This window comes from Marinomonas sp. IMCC 4694 (assembly GCF_008122525.1).
Taxonomy (GTDB): Bacteria; Pseudomonadota; Gammaproteobacteria; order Pseudomonadales; family Marinomonadaceae; genus Marinomonas.
The window spans coordinates 1,134,278-1,151,552 of the sequence record NZ_VSRV01000001.1 but is presented as its reverse complement, the minus strand read 5'-3'; the positions used below and the strand labels follow the sequence as shown (position 1 = coordinate 1,151,552).

Here is a 17,275-nt window from a genome sequence, read left to right as displayed (position 1 = left end):
ATTTTCATAATGACACGCCATTACTTTCGTCAATTTGTATTTTACCCTTTTGCGGCATTAATCGGTTTAATCACGCTCATCTGGTTAGCAACGCCATTTGTAGCGGAACATTACTTAAGCAGATATATGAGTGAACAAGGGCAGCGCCTTTCTATTGGCACCCTGTCTGTCGACTTTTTTCCTCCGCGAATCGACCTTAAAAACCTCACCATTAACAACGAAAAACAAGACACCCTGACACTCAAACGCGCGCTGTTTGAAGTTGAACTGTGGCCGCTGTTCACAAAAAAACTGTCTATCTCGGACGCAAAAATAGACGGTTTGACCCTGCAAGTAACCCAACAAGAAAATGATTGGATCATTGCCGGCGTCAATACAACTCAGTACCTCACAGACACATCGACAGACAAGCCAGACGCTGATTCAAAGGAAGTAGAACTAAAAGTGCCTCTAGAAAGTGCTTGGACCATCTCCTTGCCGGTATTTACTTTCACCAATAGCCAGGTCAATGTCTCTCAGCAACCTGACTTAACCTTACCTGCCATGCAAGACACGCTTCGCGTAGCCGAACTAACGGTAAATGATTTGTTTGGGCAAGCCTTAACCTGGCAAGGCGACCTTTCGCTGTCGGCCTTGATAAACAGCACTAAAGTGTCGATAAGAAGCCAATTTGATTACTCGCCCGAGCAGGCTCAGGCGAGCGTTAATATTGACAATACCCGTTTGTGGTTAGAAGATTTTCGCCACTTCATCCCCGCACCATTTAACCAAAGCAAAGGGCAAGTGGACCTGACATCTAACCTTCAAGTCTTGCAAACCAGCATGAATGGCGCGACGTCTCTAAACGTTAAAAAGCTTAACCTTCAAGTTCAAGGCGAGGACCTAACCCTATTCACAGATCAGCAAAGCCAGGCCAGCACACAGTCGACGTCTTTTCATGTTCAGGATTCAGAACTTACCTTTGCTTCTCCAACTCAATTTTCAGTCAAAGGCGCCTTTGATTTACAGGCTAGCCATGCGTCTTTCACTCAAAAAAATCAGACTCTGAAGTTTGCTCTTCTCACCCTAGGCTCGCCTTTACATATCGAACAAAATGGCGAAAAATTAACGGCCTCTGGTATGCTTAATATCGTGTCTGAGCAGCTGCATTTTCGCCAAGCGGAACAAACCGTAGAGTACGATGAACTGGCATTGACGTTACCATTTGATGTGTTGCAAAACGAGAATGACATTGCAGCCAATGGTCGTCTTAATGTCAGCATGCTCAAACCACAGTTTGCCCAAGATGAGCAAAAAGCCCAGTTTGATACCGTCACACTGGTGACGCCTTTTGATATAAAACAAAATAATGCCAACCTGTCGATCTCAGGAGAGTTAAAAGCAACGTCTAGCAACGCATTACTAAATCAGGGAAACCAGACCATGCAATTTGATGCGTTGTCGTTGTGGTCACCCTTCAAAGTCTCACGTGATCCGACTGACTTATCGGCTAAAACCCTCTCAACACAGTTAGACGTTCATGGACTGTCCGTTGCACTAGACGATCTTGCTCTACACAATGAGCACCTAGCCCTAACACTCAGCGATGTAGACGCCACATTGCATACGCCGCAAGATCTCGATACGCTCGATACAACACCGTCAGCCCTCACCGCCGTTGTCACCGCAGCCATCAACAGCCAAGACCTATCCATACAACAAGCTGGCAATCAGGCTCATTACGATGCATTAAGCTTTAGCAACACCCTATTATTGCAAAAAAAGGGCAACACACTGACCGCTGAGAATCGTCAACTCACTCTCGACATCCAAGGTTTAAGCGCCGAACAAGCAGATGGAACACAAATCTCGTTGACAGCCGCCAATTTAAACGCAGATCTGTTAACCGTCCAGTTGGAGGGGGAACAGGAACCCAGCATTGAAGCCGCAAATCTCAATCTGTCGAGCGAATCTTTAGACAGTATTCTGAATCATAATAAGCGTTTAGCGTCTTGGGAAGAAGTCGAGCTAAGTGGCGTATCGTTCCGCCAACAAGGTAAACACTACGACGTGTCGCTCGCACAACTTTCACTACAGGATTTAGTGCTGTCGCAGCAAATTGCAGACGATAACAATCAAACCCCATTGCCCGCTTTAAGCCATATTGGCGCCCTTAACATTGAACAGTTAAAAGCGAACCAGGAAGGTGCTGAAATACATCGAATCACCGCTGATACCTTTAACGTCAACGTTATTTTGGATGCACAAAAACGCCTTGAAAACCTTGTTTTCATTGACGCTGAACAACAGGCGGCGTCGACACCAAAATCACAAGATACTCTGCCCAAAGCCAATGTAGATATCGATGTCGATGTCGAACAACAAAACGCCTTTAAAGTCCCCTATTACCTAATAATAGACCGCTACGATACCACCGGAAAATCTACTTTTTATGTTCAAGACAACCGCATTTCGCCGGCTCTTCAGCGCTCAGTCGACATTGAAATCTTGTCTTTGAGACATCTCAATACTCAGAAAAAAGACCAACAAACGCTGGTCACTCTTAAAGCACGCAACGATAAGTACGCCATTTTAGAGGGCGACGTGACGATTCAGCCTCTCGCCGACCGACTCACATTGAACAGTCAATTTAGGGTTCGAGAAGCAGAATTACCGCCTTTTTCCTCCTATATTGCCAGTGTTTTAGGCTATCAGATCGATTCGGGGCAATTGGATTTAGACCTCACATTGCACGCCAACGAGGGTGTGCTCGATGGCAGCTCTCACATTGTGTTGCGGGAATTTGATCTTGGAGGGCGCCAAGACAGCAGCTCGGTAATAAAAGCAGGCGCTGTACCGCTGAACATTGCTGTGGGGATTTTAAAAGACAGCAACAACACCATTGAACTGGATATCCCCTTTTCAGGCGACATTGATAACCCAGAGTTTGGCTGGCGAGACTTTCTGTTTTTGCCGGTTAAAAAAGCACTTTACACCGCCTCTAGCAGCTATTTGATGCAGACCTTCATACCGTATGCGAACGTCATCAGTATTGCGCAATTCGCTGGGGATCAGTTGCTCAAAATCCGTGTTGAACCGCTGCTATTTGACGTTGGCGATGAAAACCTCAACGAACGCCAAACCCCGTTTTTATCTCAGCTTGCTGCTCTGATGAAAGACAAAGAAGACAGCCAATTAAAAGCCTGCGGAGTAGCCAGCTACCTTGACCTTGCCCTAGAAAATCCGCCGGCAACACTGAATAACACCCAGCAAGAGACCGCTAAAGCGCTGGCACAAGCGCGAGCTAATCACTTAAAAGACTACTTGGTAAAAGAAGGCATCCCTTCTTCAAGAGTGTTTGTGTGCTCGCCAGAAGTAGATTTAGGTAAAAACAGCCCACCGCGTATCGAGCTGAATTTCTAACGTCAGATCTAATGTGCCAGATATAATAAATAGCCATAGAAAGGACACGATAACCAGAGCGAACAGAAAGTGTAAAACTTGACACGCATCAAGTTACAACAGCATTAACTAAGCTATTCTAGGTATAAAGATAATAACCAAGGAGGCCAGTATGCCGATTGAAAATCATAGCTTAGTGAACGAATTTCCAGAATTTAAAGACGATATACACCAGTTAAAAATGGACGATGCACATTTTAAAAAGCTATACGACGAATACCATCACCTAACGAAAGAGGTGGCGAAAATGGAACAAGAGATTATTCCATCAACAACGCTAGAAGAAGAGAAATTGAAGAAGCAACGTTTGCAGTTAAAAGATACGATTCAAGGTTATATTAAAGCCTCCAAACTCGCGTCAATAAAAGCGTAAAATAACACTGTATGTGTGGTCAGTACCATAAAAAGTGGATCAATTGATCCACTTTTATATTTTTTGCTTCAGCGATCTAATTTAAAAAAATTGTTAAATTACTTGGGGTCATCGCACCTAAACACTCCCTGCTTAAAACGACTTTTTAAACGTCTTGTAAGGCTTTTAGTACGTCATGGATTTCCGCTTTGAGCTCTTTATCGATGATTTTATTGCTGTGTATTTTAGCCTGCTCTAAATACGCTATCGCACCAACCGTATCTCCTAGCTCAATTTTTAACGTCGCTGCCGCAAAGCCTAACGAGGATAAATAATCTTTCGAATTAATCGCTAAGGCTTTCACCAGTGCTTTATCGTAGATTTTAATCGCCTCTTCCAAATCATCGGTAAAATCCCCTAATGTTTCCCACTGCACCGGATGATCTTTATCTGTGCCGTCGTTTTCATCACACAATTGCTGCAATTCGGCATAAAAAGCATCAAAACCCGCTTGGTCTTTTTTATGGGCGCAGCTCATTAATTCTTTAGCAAGGTACAGTACTTCTTTATAGACTTTGGTGTTCATAATTTACTCAGCATTAGGCACTTAATGATTCAATCGATCATATGGTAATTATAAATCCGCTGTTATGACAGTTTATTGTGCCATCTGCAGCGCTTTGTTGTGTCGACGAATCAAACTAAGACCCGCTAACAAAACCAAACCTAGCACGATCCAAGAGCCCATAATGACTCCTGTCCAACCCTTCGCCTGCCAAAAAGGATCAAGGTAGAACCCCCCCAAACTCGCACCCAAATAATAGAACACCAAATACAAAGACGACGCGCTGGCTTTGGCGTGTTTGGCGTTACGACTAACAAACCCACTGGTCGTCGAATGACACAAGAAAAAACCAAAACTGTTGATCAGCAAACCAAGGATAATCGCCAACAAGGAATCACCAAGCGTCACCAACGACCCCATCATAAAAATACCCGTGCCCAGCACCATGATGTTTGGCTGACTCCAACGCTTAGCAAGCTTACCCGAAATAGCCGAACCCAAGGTGCCCGACAAATAGGTCAAAAACAATAAACCAACGTATTTCGCTGACAAGCCATATGGCTCAGCTTCCAATACGAACGTCACATAACTGTACTGATTGATAAAAATAAAAAAGCTAAAGCCACCAATCAAATAACAGGTTAACAAACGACGGTTCTGTAAGTGGCTTTTCATGTTCGACACAATATGACCAACGCGAAGCGGCTTGGGTTCAAAGTGCCGTGAGGTCGGCAATAAAATAAAAAACGCCAACAAGCACAATAGGCTGATCACACTCATCACGCTGAACGCGGCGGAGTACCCCAGCCATTCCCCCACAAAGCCCCCAATCAAACGTCCACCAATGCCACCCAAGGTGTTGCCACTGATGTACAAGCCCACGGCCACCAACAACGCTTCTGGGGTGTATTCGTCGCCCAGATACGCCACCGCGATAGCCGGTAACCCCGCAAGAAAAAATCCCTGTAAACCACGCAACGCCAACAACATGTCATAACTCTTTACCAACGATAAACAAAACGTGGTTAACGTAATGCCGACCATGGTCATCACCATGATGCCTTTACGGCCTAATGCGTCGGAAATCGGCCCGTAGAACAACAAAGAAATACCCAAAGTCAATGTGGTAATCGTAAAGCTCGCACTGGCTTGCAAGGGCGTAATGTCAAATTCATTGGCGATCATGGGCAACAGAGGCTGCGTTACGTACACATTCGAAAAAATCATAAAAGACCCAATAACCAAGGCCAAAGTCCCTCGCCAAAACACCGCACTGCCTACTTCGATCACACGAGACTCCACTGGGGTAACAACCCCCACGTAAAATGAAACAAGGGGGCCACTATACGCTGGCGTCATTTATCAATAAAATATATGTAATTTATTCAATTCATAAGGTTTGTTGATGGACATTAAACCCTTGCGCTATTTTATTGCCATTGCCAACACGGCCAGCTTCACCCAGGCCGCTCAGCAGCTAAAGGTGGCACAACCTGCCGTCAGTATGGCGATTAAAAAACTCGAACAAGATCTGGGCTTGACCCTGATTCATCGTGCCGATCGCAATATCGGCCTAACCGATGAAGGTAAGAAGCTCTTACTGCATGCAGAAAAAATCATTCAGGCGACCGACGAAGCCCTGCTTGAAATGAGTGAACTCAAAGGCCTTAGCCAAGGGGAAGTTCGCGTAGGGATTCCCAGCATGCTGGGATCGTATTATTTCCCCCCCATTTTAATGGCGTTTCGACATCGACACCCAACACTCACTTTAAAAGTCATTGAAGGTGGCACTTGGCAGCTTCAGCAAATGCTCGAAAAAGGCGAGCTGGATTTGAGCGTGATCGTGGCCGAAACATTGCCAGACAGCTTAGACACTCGAGCGCTACTCAGGGAAGAAATGCTGGTCACCATTGCAACAGACCACCCTTTTAGCCAACTGGACAAGATCTCGCCAGAAGCGTTTTTTGACGAAGAATTAGTGATGTTTAAAGAAGGATTCTTTCATCGGCGCATCGTCGATAAATTGGCAAAAGCGTGTCAACGAACGCCTAAAATTGGCTTCGAAACCAATTTGATTCCGCTGATTAAGTCCATTACTCAACAAGGCTTTGGCGTGTCTACTTTGCTGGCCATGGTCATTGAAGACGACGACCAACTGATCACTCGCTCGTTTGACCCGCCCATTTGGCTCGATCTCAACATCGCTTGGCGTAAAAATAGTTACCTATCTAAAGCCAACCGCGCTTTTCTCGATTTTGTGATTGAACACAGTCAAAGCGAACGTCAGCGTGTTTAGAAAACAAAAAATACCCAAGTAGCGCAGCGACTGCTTGGGTATCTTACCGTTTGGAATGCTAAAACCCGTTGATCAGTGAAACAAGCGCGCTTCAATCAATGTAGATTTTTTGAAACGTTGGAGGTTTTTTGCACTCGCTAGTACCGCAAGGTCTAACAAGGGCTCAAGCAAAACCACGCTCAGGTACGCCATACCAAAGGTCGCCACTGACGCTAGATTCTCAGCACCAAAACCTTGTCCATAAAATGCCCAAAACGCTACCCAAGCTACGATGCCGCCTTGGTAAGTCAAAGACAATTTGAATGCTTGTTGGTAGCTAATATCCACGTAAGCAGTATTGGCCGCAATCGTGCGACGCGCAACCACAGACATAGCAAACAATGGCAACAACAATGTGGTCACATTCATACCGTATTGAGGCAGGTCAAACTGCGCCAACAGAACGCCTTGAGTGAGTAATCCCAAAATAAGCCCAATGGACGCCGCCGCTGGACCAAAGATCAGAAACAAAGTTGAACCCAAAATAAGATGCACTTCGGAGACACCCACCGTTTGATGGGGCAATATTTCAAAAAAAGCAAACACAAGCAGCGTCGTGAATACACTGCGCCCCACCAAGGACATAAATCCGTCTTTTTTGATCATGTCGATGGACGCTTTCGCAGAAAAGCCAAACGCCGCTAACGCCGTAGCGTAACTTAAAACAATTTTAGCGCCGTCTACAACGCCTGGTTCAATATGCACAATGTGCCTCCAAAATAAATGTCATACACACCCGTATGATTCAAATTCAACGACTTTTAATACAACACACGTTGCTCATAAAAAGCCCAACAATAAAGGCCGGTCTCCGGACTCATCAGCGTAGGGGAATACTGTGTTTTTGCGATTCTCATTCCTTCCCATAATCAAACAGTGGCAATAAGAAAAAACACATCGCTGATCTACCGTTGCGGGGGCAGCACAGGCTTTGTTCAAACTCGCACCTGTTTCCCGTTTCACTCGTATTTGAGCACCTTTACAAGAATCGATAAGCACACTAAATAGCGTGCTATCGCAGGCTGGAAGCCTAAAGTTTTATGAGAGGTTAAGCAACCAATCAAGAGCAAATAGTCATGCCAGCAAGAATACTTTTCATGCTCATCAGAACGCGACTCATCCACAGCCCACTTAATGCATGGTATTTTCTGACTATAATCTAAAAAAACACACAAAAACATTCTAAACAACCAAGCATATTACTTAAAAAGACGTTCAGACCAGACAGTTAAGCCCGCGGCAACGCTACCAAAGTGGTCCCCGTCTAGTACGGGGATATCGCCAATTCGCTGCTGAATCGCCGCACGAATAACAGGCGATTTTGCTGAACCACCGGTCATGTATATCACATCCGGCTTTTCACCAGCTTGCTCTATCGCAGCCGACATCAAGCTCAACATTTTTTCCAGCGGCGACGCAATAGAAGCCGCTAATCTGTCACGAGTGATGTCCGCACTCAGTCCCGCTTCAATGTAATTTAACAAGACGTTATGCTCGTGGGTGTCAGACAAGGCGATTTTGGCTTCCTCTGCACTTCGCACAATGTGGTAATTGTGCTTTTCTTCACGCATACGCATAAAGCGTTCGATCAGCTTGGGTTGCGCCGCGTCTTGACGCATCTGAGTAATCTGATGCTTTGTTTCCATACTGTTAAACGTCGCAATCGCCGACACATCATTGGTCGTGATCGCGTTCCAATACATCTGCGTTGGCATGGGCAAACCGGTTTTTAACAAAGAATCCATACCAAACAACGGCATGAGATGTTTACCGGCAATTTGTATGTCTAAATCGTTCCCGCCGACACGCTCACCGGTATGAGCCAAAAAGTCACCGCGGCGATCGTCTTTTTTGACGTAATCTGGCCCCATTCGTACCATGGCGCAGTCGGTGGTGCCGCCACCGATGTCGACCACTAACACGGTTTTGTTGTCGGTCATTTTGACCTCAAAATCCAACCCCGCCGCGATCGGCTCATACAGAAATTCGATTTCTTTGAATCCCGCCCGTTTGCCCGCGGTGGTGAGTATTTCTAAGGCCTGTCGATTACTCGCTTCGGCGTCTAAGCCTTGAAAGTTCACCGGACGACCGATCACAGTGTGGGTGATCTCAGCGCCTAGGCTTTTTTCCGCACGTTGTTTGATGTTTTGCATCATCAAGGTCACGATATCTTCGAAAAAATAGATGTGCTCCGCACGCAGGCCGGTGCCACCCAAGAACGACTTGGGGGATTTCACAAAGTAGCCTTCTTCCGGCCATTGGAAATATTCTTCAAACGCCGCACGACCAAAAAACACCGTTTGATCGTCGTCGGCGATGTCTTCTTCATAACGTGCACGCTTCGCTCTAGTCAGCGCGTTTTGTCGTAACTGAGCAAAGTCATGGCGCGCAGTCATCCCTTGCATGCCACGCCCGACCGCTTCTGTAATTAGGTCTCGGTCTAACGCATAAAGCGTAGAGGGTAAAAAAGAATGATTGCCTTCCAATGCCACCAAACGCACCGCTGAGTCTTGCACAATACCCAGGGCGCAGTTCGATGTGCCGTAATCAAATCCACAAATCATCTATGTCTTACCTAAAATTACCAATAAAATGGCCGCGCAAGATAGCAGAAAACGCGGGCATTATCACTTTGAATATCACATACATAGCGTTATACAAATGGCGCTACGCCAATAAGAGCAAGGTGCAAATGAAAGGCAATCATGATCCAAGACACCATCGCGAACACCAACGAGACAATATTAGGTCGAAGACTCGATTTATCGGACGTTTTGTACACCACACCCGCTTTGCGGTCTCGACGGCGATACACAGCAAAGCCCACAATCGCCCATACCAAAAAGCCACCAAACACCATGACATCCGCCAAAGTGCCATTACTAAGCAAATGTGCAAGCGCCCAAATTTTCACTGCGATCCACAATGGATAGCCCATTTTGTTTTTCATCGTACTGTTGGGTATAAAAGCAGAACCGACGAAAAACAACGCTACCAGCATCATCAATGCCGACGCGTGGCGCGTCCACAGCGGCGGAAACCACAACCACACGGGTTCCACACGCATTTGCATATAACCCATTATAATAAAGCCCGTCGCAATCAGGGTTATCATACCAAAGCGTAATTTCCAACGCAGGGAACCTTCACGTGCCATGGCTCTTTCACGCCACTTTGGTGCAAACATACCGATAGAATGCACACCAAAAAAAATCACCAAACCTATCACTAAAACCAACATGCCAAGGTATCCCTTATTGTTATTTAAAAAATCATTTATTGGCGGCTAAACGCCAAGGTGTTAACACGCCCTATTTCTCATTATTGGCTGCGATTATAAAGGTAAATGGCGATTTTTAGCTAGAAAACGCCCCCTTCTTTGCTCTAAAATAGTCCGTTTTTATACCCAGACAGGTCGACATGATTAAGACACCTTATTACCTCATCGATAAAGCCGCGCTGCTAAAGAATTTAGAAAAGATAGCCTATGTGCGTCAGCAATCTGGCGCCAAGTCTTTGCTGGCACTTAAGTGCTTTGCAACTTGGTCTGTGTTCGATTTAATGCAAGAGTATATGGACGGTACAACGTCCTCGTCTTTATACGAAGTCAAATTGGGTAAGACCAAATTTCAAGGTGAAACTCACGCCTACAGCGTCGCCTTCGCAGACGATGAAATCGCTGAAGTACTTGCCCACTCGGATAAAGTCATTTTTAATTCGATTGGCCAGCTTAACCGCTTCAAAAACATCAGCCAAGACAAAACCCGCGGCCTACGCGTCAACCCTCAAGTCAGCACCTCGGAGTTTTTGATTGCTGATCCAGCGCGTCCTTTTAGCCGCCTTGGTGAATGGGATCCTAAAAAAATCGCCACGGTAATCGACGACATTTCAGGCTTCATGTTTCATAACAATTGTGAAAACGACGACTTTGACCGCTTTGATGACATGTTAACCCTCATTGAGGAAAACTTTGGTCACCTCATTGAGCAAGTAAAATGGGTCAGCCTCGGTGGTGGGATTCACTTTACCGGTGACGATTACCCTATCGATCAATTTTGCCAGCGCCTAAAAGCCTTCGCTGAAAAATACGATATTCAGGTATTTTTAGAACCTGGTGAAGCCAGCATCACGAAAAGTACGACCCTTGAAGTCACGGTATTAGACACCTTATTCAATGGCAAAAATCTGGCCGTGGTCGATAGTTCAATTGAAGCCCACATGTTGGACTTATTAATTTATCGAGAAAATGCGAAAATGGCGCCCTGTGAAGGTGAACATGACTACATGATTTGTGGAAAATCTTGCCTAGCGGGCGATATTTTTGGCGAATTCAAATTTGATAAGACACTAAAGGTGGGTGATCGCTTGTCGTTTCAAGACGCAGCCGGTTACACCATGGTGAAAAAGAACTGGTTCAACGGCGTCAAAATGCCGTCGATTGCCATTCGCCAATTGGATGGCCGCATCGAACTCGTTAGGGAATTCGGTTACCACGATTTCGAACAGAACTTGTCTTGATCATAAGTTAAGACCGTTCAACACTTTTTTATTTTGGAGATAGCGTTATTATGAAAAAAAATGTCCTCATCATCGGTGGCGGAGGCGTGGCTCGAGTTGTAGCCCACAAATGCGCCCAACACAATGACACACTGGGCAATATCGCAATTGCTTCGCGCAGCGTTACGAAATGCGACGATATTGTAGCCAGTGTCCTCGACAAAGGCAGCATGAAGGTAGAGGGCCGCATTCAAGCATTCGCTCTTGACGCCCTTGATGTTTCCGCAACGGTTAAACTGATTCAAGACACAGAGTCACAAATGGTCATCAATGTTGGCTCTGCGTTTATTAACATGTCGGTTCTCGAAGCGTGCATTGAAACAGGCGTGGCGTACTTAGACACCGCAATACATGAAGACCCAGCAAAAATCTGTGAAACACCCCCTTGGTATGCAAACTACGAATGGAAACGCCGCGAATTATGTAAAGACAAAGGCGTGACCGCTATTCTTGGCGTAGGTTTTGATCCGGGTGTGGTCAATGCTTATGCCGCATTGGCTTACAATGACTATTTCGATAGCGTCAGCGACATCGATATTATTGATATTAATGCCGGTAGCCATGGCAAATATTTCGCTACAAACTTTGACCCAGAGATCAACTTCCGTGAATTTACCGGTCGTGTTTACTCTTGGCAAGACAGTGCATGGCAAGAAAACAAGATGTTCGAAGTCAGCCGAACAGACGACTTACCTGTTGTCGGTAAACAAACCGCTTACATGACAGGGCATGATGAAGTGCACTCTATTTCGCAAAACCTAAACGTACCAAACGTGCGCTTCTGGATGGGATTTGGCGAGCACTACATCAATGTATTTACCGTATTAAAAAGCCTAGGGCTTTTGTCTGAACAACCCGTTAAAACCGCGGAAGGCCTAGAAGTCATTCCATTAAAAGTGGTAAAAGCGGTACTGCCTGACCCTTCTTCTCTTGCCCCTGATTACACAGGCAAAACCTGCATCGGTGATGTAGTGAAAGGCTTAAAAGATGGCAAAGAAAAAGAAGTCTTTATCTACAACGTAGCCGATCATAAAGACGCGTTCAATGAAGTGGGTAGCCAAGGTATTTCTTACACCGCGGGCGTGCCACCGGTCGCCGCCGCTATCCTTGTTGCTAATGGCACTTGGGATGCCCAAGAAATGCGCAACGTAGAGCAACTCGACCCTAAACCCTTCTTAGCGTTACTAAACGACATGGGCTTACCGACGCGCATTAAAGACGAAAACGGCGACCGTCCGTTCACACTTTAAAACCCACTCAAGTTAAAACCGTTTAGATTTTTGTACAAAAAACCTCCCATAATACGGAGGTTTTTTTGTATCTGTCTCCAAATTACTAAATTCACTTTGAAAGGCTATTTATGACAATATTAGCCCAATCAACAATATCGGCTCAATTAACAATGTCGGCTCAATTAACAATGTCGGCCCAACCTGATCACTCATCACCGACTAAATCACCATGGGAGACAGCGGTAAACGTTGGGCATCAAGAACAAACGCAAAGCCTGCGGCTGGGATGATAAGTATCTGTTTAAGGTGGTGGGGGTGATTAAATAATGTTAATGCGTTTGTCTTGACCAAAAGGCCGTTCTTAATACAGCTAATCGTTAATGAGTTACCAATAATTTTTTGCGATTTAATGCCTATACTGATCGCATTTCACCTAAAAGCTTATCCACTTCTACTTCTACTTCTATAAGATCATGAGGCCAGCTCCCCTTCATTTTTACATTTTCACATGCCTGGTAGTACTTCGACTTATTCTTCATTATGTCTTCTAATGCATTTATCAAGCTCGATAAAACAACTCTTTTTCCATAATGTTTTTCAGCTAACTCGATAGACTTACTGGGTATTGATCCCCAGCATTTATACATTGCAAGTATATCAAAAATATCTTTAAAAGGTGACTGTAGCTTTCTATCACTGTTTGCTAACAACTTTGTGTAAAAACAGGACTGCCTATCAAGGAAGGGAACATTAAATACATCCTTTTGATATTCATAAGAGAGCCCGTAATTATCAAAGCTCAAAAATTCAAGCTTTATCGCTGTATCTTGGTATTTTATTATAGTCCTAACGCCATCGCGATCTGCACGAACTTCTCTTACATATTCAAATTCTGTTTTTACTAGATCGCCAAGACTTGAATTAGTAACATTACTTCTTACAGCCCTATAAGACTTTTTGTTCGGACAAAGAAAATCAATATCAATAGATTCTCTGAACTCGTCAAGCTCAAGCGCTATACGAGTTCCTCCGCCAAAAATTATAATATTTTGACAAAAAAAATCAGCGTTAAAATTACTTAACGCTGATACTATTGTTTTATGATGAGCTAAGGTGTGTTTAGTCATTTTAATTACATTGCTGGCATAAAATAACCATTACCAAAATCTTCCGTCAACTTTCGAATCAGGCTCTGCTCTTTATCTGATAATTTATCCTGATCTACGTAGGCCCAGCGCTTCTCATACAATTCAAAAGCAGTTTGGGGATCAACAAACTTCTTGTGCATATCCCACAAAAGAAGATTTAACTCATGGTATTTAGTTCTGTTGATATTTGGCACAGTTGCCTCTCATCACTCACTTAAATAGTTATCGTATAGCACTAAGCTAACACAAAAAAGATCGTTGGGTGCCGAATTTAGAAAAAACTATTAATAAAAATCCTACATAAAAACATATTAATTGTACACACAGTAAACAAAAATTAGTTACATCATTGCTTATTTAGTCCAACATCAGCGCAATATCGCCCATGTCGGGCGCGTAATACACCTTCTACAAAATCCGCAAATCCGTATGGCCCGATATTTTAGCCAAGTTAAGCACATCAACTTTCTTGGCTAAGCGAGTCAGCGCATCAGAAAATGGGCGATCAAGAATATCAGAGGAAGTGCTTTCCTTGGCCAATCGCTCTTCATTTGCAGCCCATGCCATAGCCTCGCGTTTGGTTGTGAACCCTTCTTTGGTCTTTATTGTCACTTGACCGCGCCAACCATTATTCTTCCTGTAAGCCGTAGCCATATTAAATTTTCCTGAAATGCCTAATGGGTGCAAAATTGGGTGCAAAAAAGGTGCTGAGTTTCGGAAAAGATAGCATAAGATAGCAAAAGTTTAAAATTTTAATGGGGGAATAAAAGCGCTGAAAGCTAGGAAGTACGGGGGCTTGACGAGGCTGGAATGTTTGAGCAAAAAAAAGGCACCACTAAGTGGTGCCCGGGACCGGAATCGAACCGGTACGCTCGTTAAAGCGCAAGATTTTAAGTCTTGTGTGTCTACCAATTTCACCACCCGGGCATATCTGAATTGGAGGCCGAAGTCGGAATCGAACCGGCGTTAACGGAGTTGCAGTCCGCTGCATGACCACTCTGCCATCCGGCCTCATATCAGATTATCTTTTGATTGGAGCGGGAAACGAGGCTCGAACTCGCGACCCCAACCTTGGCAAGGTTGTGCTCTACCACTGAGCTATTCCCGCGTCTCAAAAGACGTGGCCTATTCTATGTATTTGAGCTTTCACGTCAAGGGAAAAAACCAAATAAATAACGAACTTAGCCATTTTTTTAATATCTGTTTATTTTTTGTTCGACTCTTTGAACATTAGCTCGGGCCACGCGGCTTTCAGGTAAACATACATTGACCAAAGCGTTAATAATGCCGCTGCAATAAGCACAACTTCACCCACATGGGCTTCGAAGGTATCTGGACGACTGCCCAGTAGAATAAAAATCGCCAACATCTGCATCGTCGTTTTTAACTTGCCAATGTAAGAGACTGCAACGCTGGCGCGCTTGCCCATTTCAGCCATCCATTCACGCAAAGCAGAAATCACTATTTCGCGCCCTACAATCACAGCACTGGCCAATGTCAGTAAAGGGTTAGCATAACTCGCCACCAGCAACACCAAAGCAATTGACACCATGAGTTTATCGGCGACTGGGTCAAAGAAAGCACCAAAAGCGGTGGTTTGGTCGAGCTTCCTGGCCAAGTAACCATCCAGCCAATCAGTGACCGCGGCTAATGCGAATATAATGGCACAAGCGTAATAGCGACCTTCCCATGGCAAATAATAAATAGTGACCAATATCGGAATCATAAAAATCCGTACGGAAGTCAATATATTTGGTATGTTCATTTTATTCCTAATGATTACGCCCGATGCACCAACATCTGGCCAAACTTAACTTTTATGAAGATAAAGATACACGTCTTCTGCTTTTTTAGCGCTGATCCCTTTCACCTTTGCAATATCTTCCTGGCTTGCAGAGAGTAATTCCTGATAACCACCAAAGGCCATAAGCAACTCTTTGCGACGACTTGGGCCAATCCCAGGAATACCTTCCAGTGACGAATGTCGACGCTTTTTGTCGCGCCTACGCCGATGGGTTGTAATGGCAAATCGGTGTGCCTCATCTCGTATGTGCTGGATCAAATGCAAAGCGGATGAATCTGGCGGCAACACGACTTCATCTTCTTTAGAACCGATATACAAAGTTTCTAAACCTGGCTTTCTTGTATCCCCTTTTGCCACGCCCAATAAAAAGATATTCACCAAACCCAACTCTTTTAATACTGTTTCGGCTTGTGTCAGCTGGCCTTTGCCGCCATCAATAAGCAACACATCAGGGGCATCTAGTTCACCACTTTTCACGCGTTTATAACGACGTGTCAGTGCTTGTTTCATGGCGCCGTAGTCATCACCCGGCTCAACCCCTTCGATATTAAAGGAACGATAACGTTTTTTATCCGGACCATCAGGACCAAATACCACGCAAGACGCGACGGTGGCTTCACCACTGGAGTGACTGATATCAAAACATTCCATATGCGCAGGCGGTTCGTCAAAGCCTAACAACTTTTGCAATGCAGTGACACGACTAAAGTGATTGCGTTTATCAGATAAACGCGCCTGCAAGCCCTGCTCTGCGTTCAATTGTGCCAACTCAAGCCAACGCGCGCGCTGACCACGCACGCTGCTAAGAACCTCAATTTTTTTCTGTGTAGTCTCAAAAACACCCTCAACCAAGGCATCGGCATCTTCTAGCGCATGACTAATGATAAGCGTCTTCGGCAGCTCTTGAATTCCGCCAAGGTAAAATTGTGCGATAAAAGAAGACAATAGCTCACTTTCAGAAATCTCAATCGGCATTTTAGGGTAATGGCTTTTGCTGCCCACCACTTTACCTTTTCGCACCATCATCACATGCACACACAAGCCACCAGGCTGAATAATGGAAGCGATGACATCGGCCTCTCCTGTTTGACCGTATACATACTGCTGCTCTTGTATGTGCTTCAGCTGAATAATCTGGTCACGCAGTTCAGCGGCACGTTCAAATTCCATATCAATGGCGGCGGTGCTCATTTGCGAGGTAATCTCAGCGGTGAGCTCTTGATCTTTGCCCTGTAAAAACATCCGTGCATGGCGTACATCCACGTCGTACTCTTCGTCTGAAATCAAGCCAACACAAGGTCCAGAGCATCGTTTAATTTGATACTGCAAGCAGGGGCGCGACCGATTGGCGTACGTGCTGTCTTCACACTGGCGGACTTTAAAGACTTTTTGCATGGTAATTAAACTGTCTTTTACGGCTGAGCCGCTTGGAAAGGGACCAAATAAAGTACCTTTAGCGGCCTTTTCGCCACGACGAAACAGTAAAGCAGGGTGCGAATGATTGGATAACAAAATGTAAGGATACGATTTATCGTCGCGAAGCAATATGTTGTACGGAGGTCGATGTTGCTTAATCAGCGTCTGCTCAAGCAACAAAGCTTCTGTATCGCTCTTGGTCACGGCAATTTCGATCGAATCAATACGGCTTACTAAGGCCATGGTCTTGGTTGTTAATCCAGTGGGCCTGAAATAACTGGCAACACGATTTTTAAGGTTTTTTGCTTTTCCAACGTAAAGCAACTCACCCTTACTGTCATACATGCGATACACGCCTGGGCGACTGGTGAGATTGTTTACAAAATGTTTTGGATCAAATTCTGAATGGCTCAAACCAACCTCGT

At 44.9% G+C, this 17,275-nt stretch carries 15 protein-coding genes, 3 tRNA genes and 1 riboswitch; of the genes, 5 read left to right on the top strand and 13 right to left on the bottom strand.

All coding sequences use genetic code 11. From position 1 onward, the window contains the following. The first annotated feature begins 9 nt into the window (after nt 1-9). Nucleotides 10-3,402: a DUF748 domain-containing protein gene (locus tag FXV75_RS05315; RefSeq protein ID WP_148831519.1), complete on the top strand. Its 3,393-nt coding sequence runs from the start codon at nt 10-12 to the stop codon at nt 3,400-3,402. A 151-nt stretch (nt 3,403-3,553) separates the two neighbouring features. After that, nucleotides 3,554-3,814, top strand: coding sequence for a YdcH family protein (locus FXV75_RS05310; protein WP_148831518.1), 261 nt, complete (start codon nt 3,554-3,556; stop codon nt 3,812-3,814). Between the two features lie 145 nt (nt 3,815-3,959). Here FXV75_RS05310 and FXV75_RS05305 read toward each other — a convergent pair whose 3' ends face one another. Next, the gene (locus FXV75_RS05305) at nt 3,960-4,379 is read right to left on the bottom strand and encodes a tetratricopeptide repeat protein (protein WP_187424850.1); all 420 of its coding nucleotides are present in this window, start codon (nt 4,377-4,379) and stop codon (nt 3,960-3,962) included. 72 nt (nt 4,380-4,451) lie between these two features. Next, on the bottom strand, nt 4,452-5,648 hold the full coding sequence (locus tag FXV75_RS05300; protein ID WP_148831516.1) for an MFS transporter: 1,197 nt from the start codon (nt 5,646-5,648) through the stop codon (nt 4,452-4,454). A 115-nt stretch (nt 5,649-5,763) separates the two neighbouring features. Here FXV75_RS05300 and FXV75_RS05295 point away from each other — a divergent pair, with 115 nt between their 5' ends. Further along, nucleotides 5,764-6,654, top strand: a complete 891-nt coding sequence (locus tag FXV75_RS05295; RefSeq protein ID WP_148831515.1) for a LysR family transcriptional regulator — start codon at nt 5,764-5,766, stop codon at nt 6,652-6,654. A gap of 72 nt (nt 6,655-6,726) precedes the next feature. Here the strand turns inward: FXV75_RS05295 and FXV75_RS05290 are convergent, their stop codons facing one another. From FXV75_RS05290 to FXV75_RS05280, 3 genes are all read right to left on the bottom strand, one after another. Next, on the bottom strand, nt 6,727-7,398 hold the full coding sequence (locus FXV75_RS05290) for an energy-coupling factor ABC transporter permease (protein WP_148831514.1): 672 nt from the start codon (nt 7,396-7,398) through the stop codon (nt 6,727-6,729). 79 nt (nt 7,399-7,477) lie between these two features. Then, nucleotides 7,478-7,689, bottom strand: a riboswitch (cobalamin riboswitch). A 203-nt stretch (nt 7,690-7,892) separates the two neighbouring features. Then, the gene (gene yegD, locus FXV75_RS05285) at nt 7,893-9,257 is read right to left on the bottom strand and encodes a molecular chaperone (RefSeq protein ID WP_148831513.1); all 1,365 of its coding nucleotides are present in this window, start codon (nt 9,255-9,257) and stop codon (nt 7,893-7,895) included. A gap of 89 nt (nt 9,258-9,346) precedes the next feature. Further along, entirely contained in the window at nt 9,347-9,934 is a 588-nt protein-coding gene (locus tag FXV75_RS05280) for an NnrU family protein (RefSeq protein ID WP_148831512.1), read from the bottom strand. Nucleotides 9,935-10,113: 179 nt separating this feature from the next. Between FXV75_RS05280 and nspC the strand changes: the two genes are divergently transcribed. Both nspC and FXV75_RS05270 read left to right on the top strand, forming a co-directional pair. Continuing rightward, nucleotides 10,114-11,211, top strand: coding sequence for a carboxynorspermidine decarboxylase (nspC, locus tag FXV75_RS05275; protein ID WP_148831511.1), 1,098 nt, complete (start codon nt 10,114-10,116; stop codon nt 11,209-11,211). 50 nt (nt 11,212-11,261) lie between these two features. Beyond that, on the top strand, nt 11,262-12,500 hold the full coding sequence (locus FXV75_RS05270) for a saccharopine dehydrogenase family protein (protein WP_148831510.1): 1,239 nt from the start codon (nt 11,262-11,264) through the stop codon (nt 12,498-12,500). A 395-nt stretch (nt 12,501-12,895) separates the two neighbouring features. Here FXV75_RS05270 and FXV75_RS05265 read toward each other — a convergent pair whose 3' ends face one another. The 8 genes from FXV75_RS05265 to uvrC form a co-directional block, all read right to left on the bottom strand. After that, entirely contained in the window at nt 12,896-13,609 is a 714-nt protein-coding gene (locus FXV75_RS05265; protein WP_148831509.1) for a nucleotidyl transferase AbiEii/AbiGii toxin family protein, read from the bottom strand. A 5-nt stretch (nt 13,610-13,614) separates the two neighbouring features. Then, on the bottom strand, nt 13,615-13,824 hold the full coding sequence (locus FXV75_RS05260) for a hypothetical protein (protein ID WP_148831508.1): 210 nt from the start codon (nt 13,822-13,824) through the stop codon (nt 13,615-13,617). 214 nt (nt 13,825-14,038) lie between these two features. Next, nucleotides 14,039-14,284, bottom strand: a complete 246-nt coding sequence (locus tag FXV75_RS05255; RefSeq protein ID WP_148831507.1) for an Arm DNA-binding domain-containing protein — start codon at nt 14,282-14,284, stop codon at nt 14,039-14,041. A 186-nt stretch (nt 14,285-14,470) separates the two neighbouring features. Further along, nucleotides 14,471-14,557: transfer RNA gene (locus FXV75_RS05250), tRNA-Leu, on the bottom strand. A 10-nt stretch (nt 14,558-14,567) separates the two neighbouring features. Continuing rightward, nucleotides 14,568-14,641 (bottom strand) — tRNA-Cys (locus FXV75_RS05245). 22 nt (nt 14,642-14,663) lie between these two features. Continuing rightward, nucleotides 14,664-14,738, bottom strand: a tRNA-Gly gene (locus FXV75_RS05240). A 96-nt stretch (nt 14,739-14,834) separates the two neighbouring features. Further along, complete coding sequence (gene pgsA / locus FXV75_RS05235; RefSeq protein WP_148831506.1) at nt 14,835-15,395, bottom strand: CDP-diacylglycerol--glycerol-3-phosphate 3-phosphatidyltransferase; 561 nt, start codon at nt 15,393-15,395, stop codon at nt 14,835-14,837. A gap of 45 nt (nt 15,396-15,440) precedes the next feature. Then, entirely contained in the window at nt 15,441-17,264 is a 1,824-nt protein-coding gene (uvrC, locus tag FXV75_RS05230; protein ID WP_148831505.1) for an excinuclease ABC subunit UvrC, read from the bottom strand. Nucleotides 17,265-17,275 lie beyond the last annotated feature (11 nt).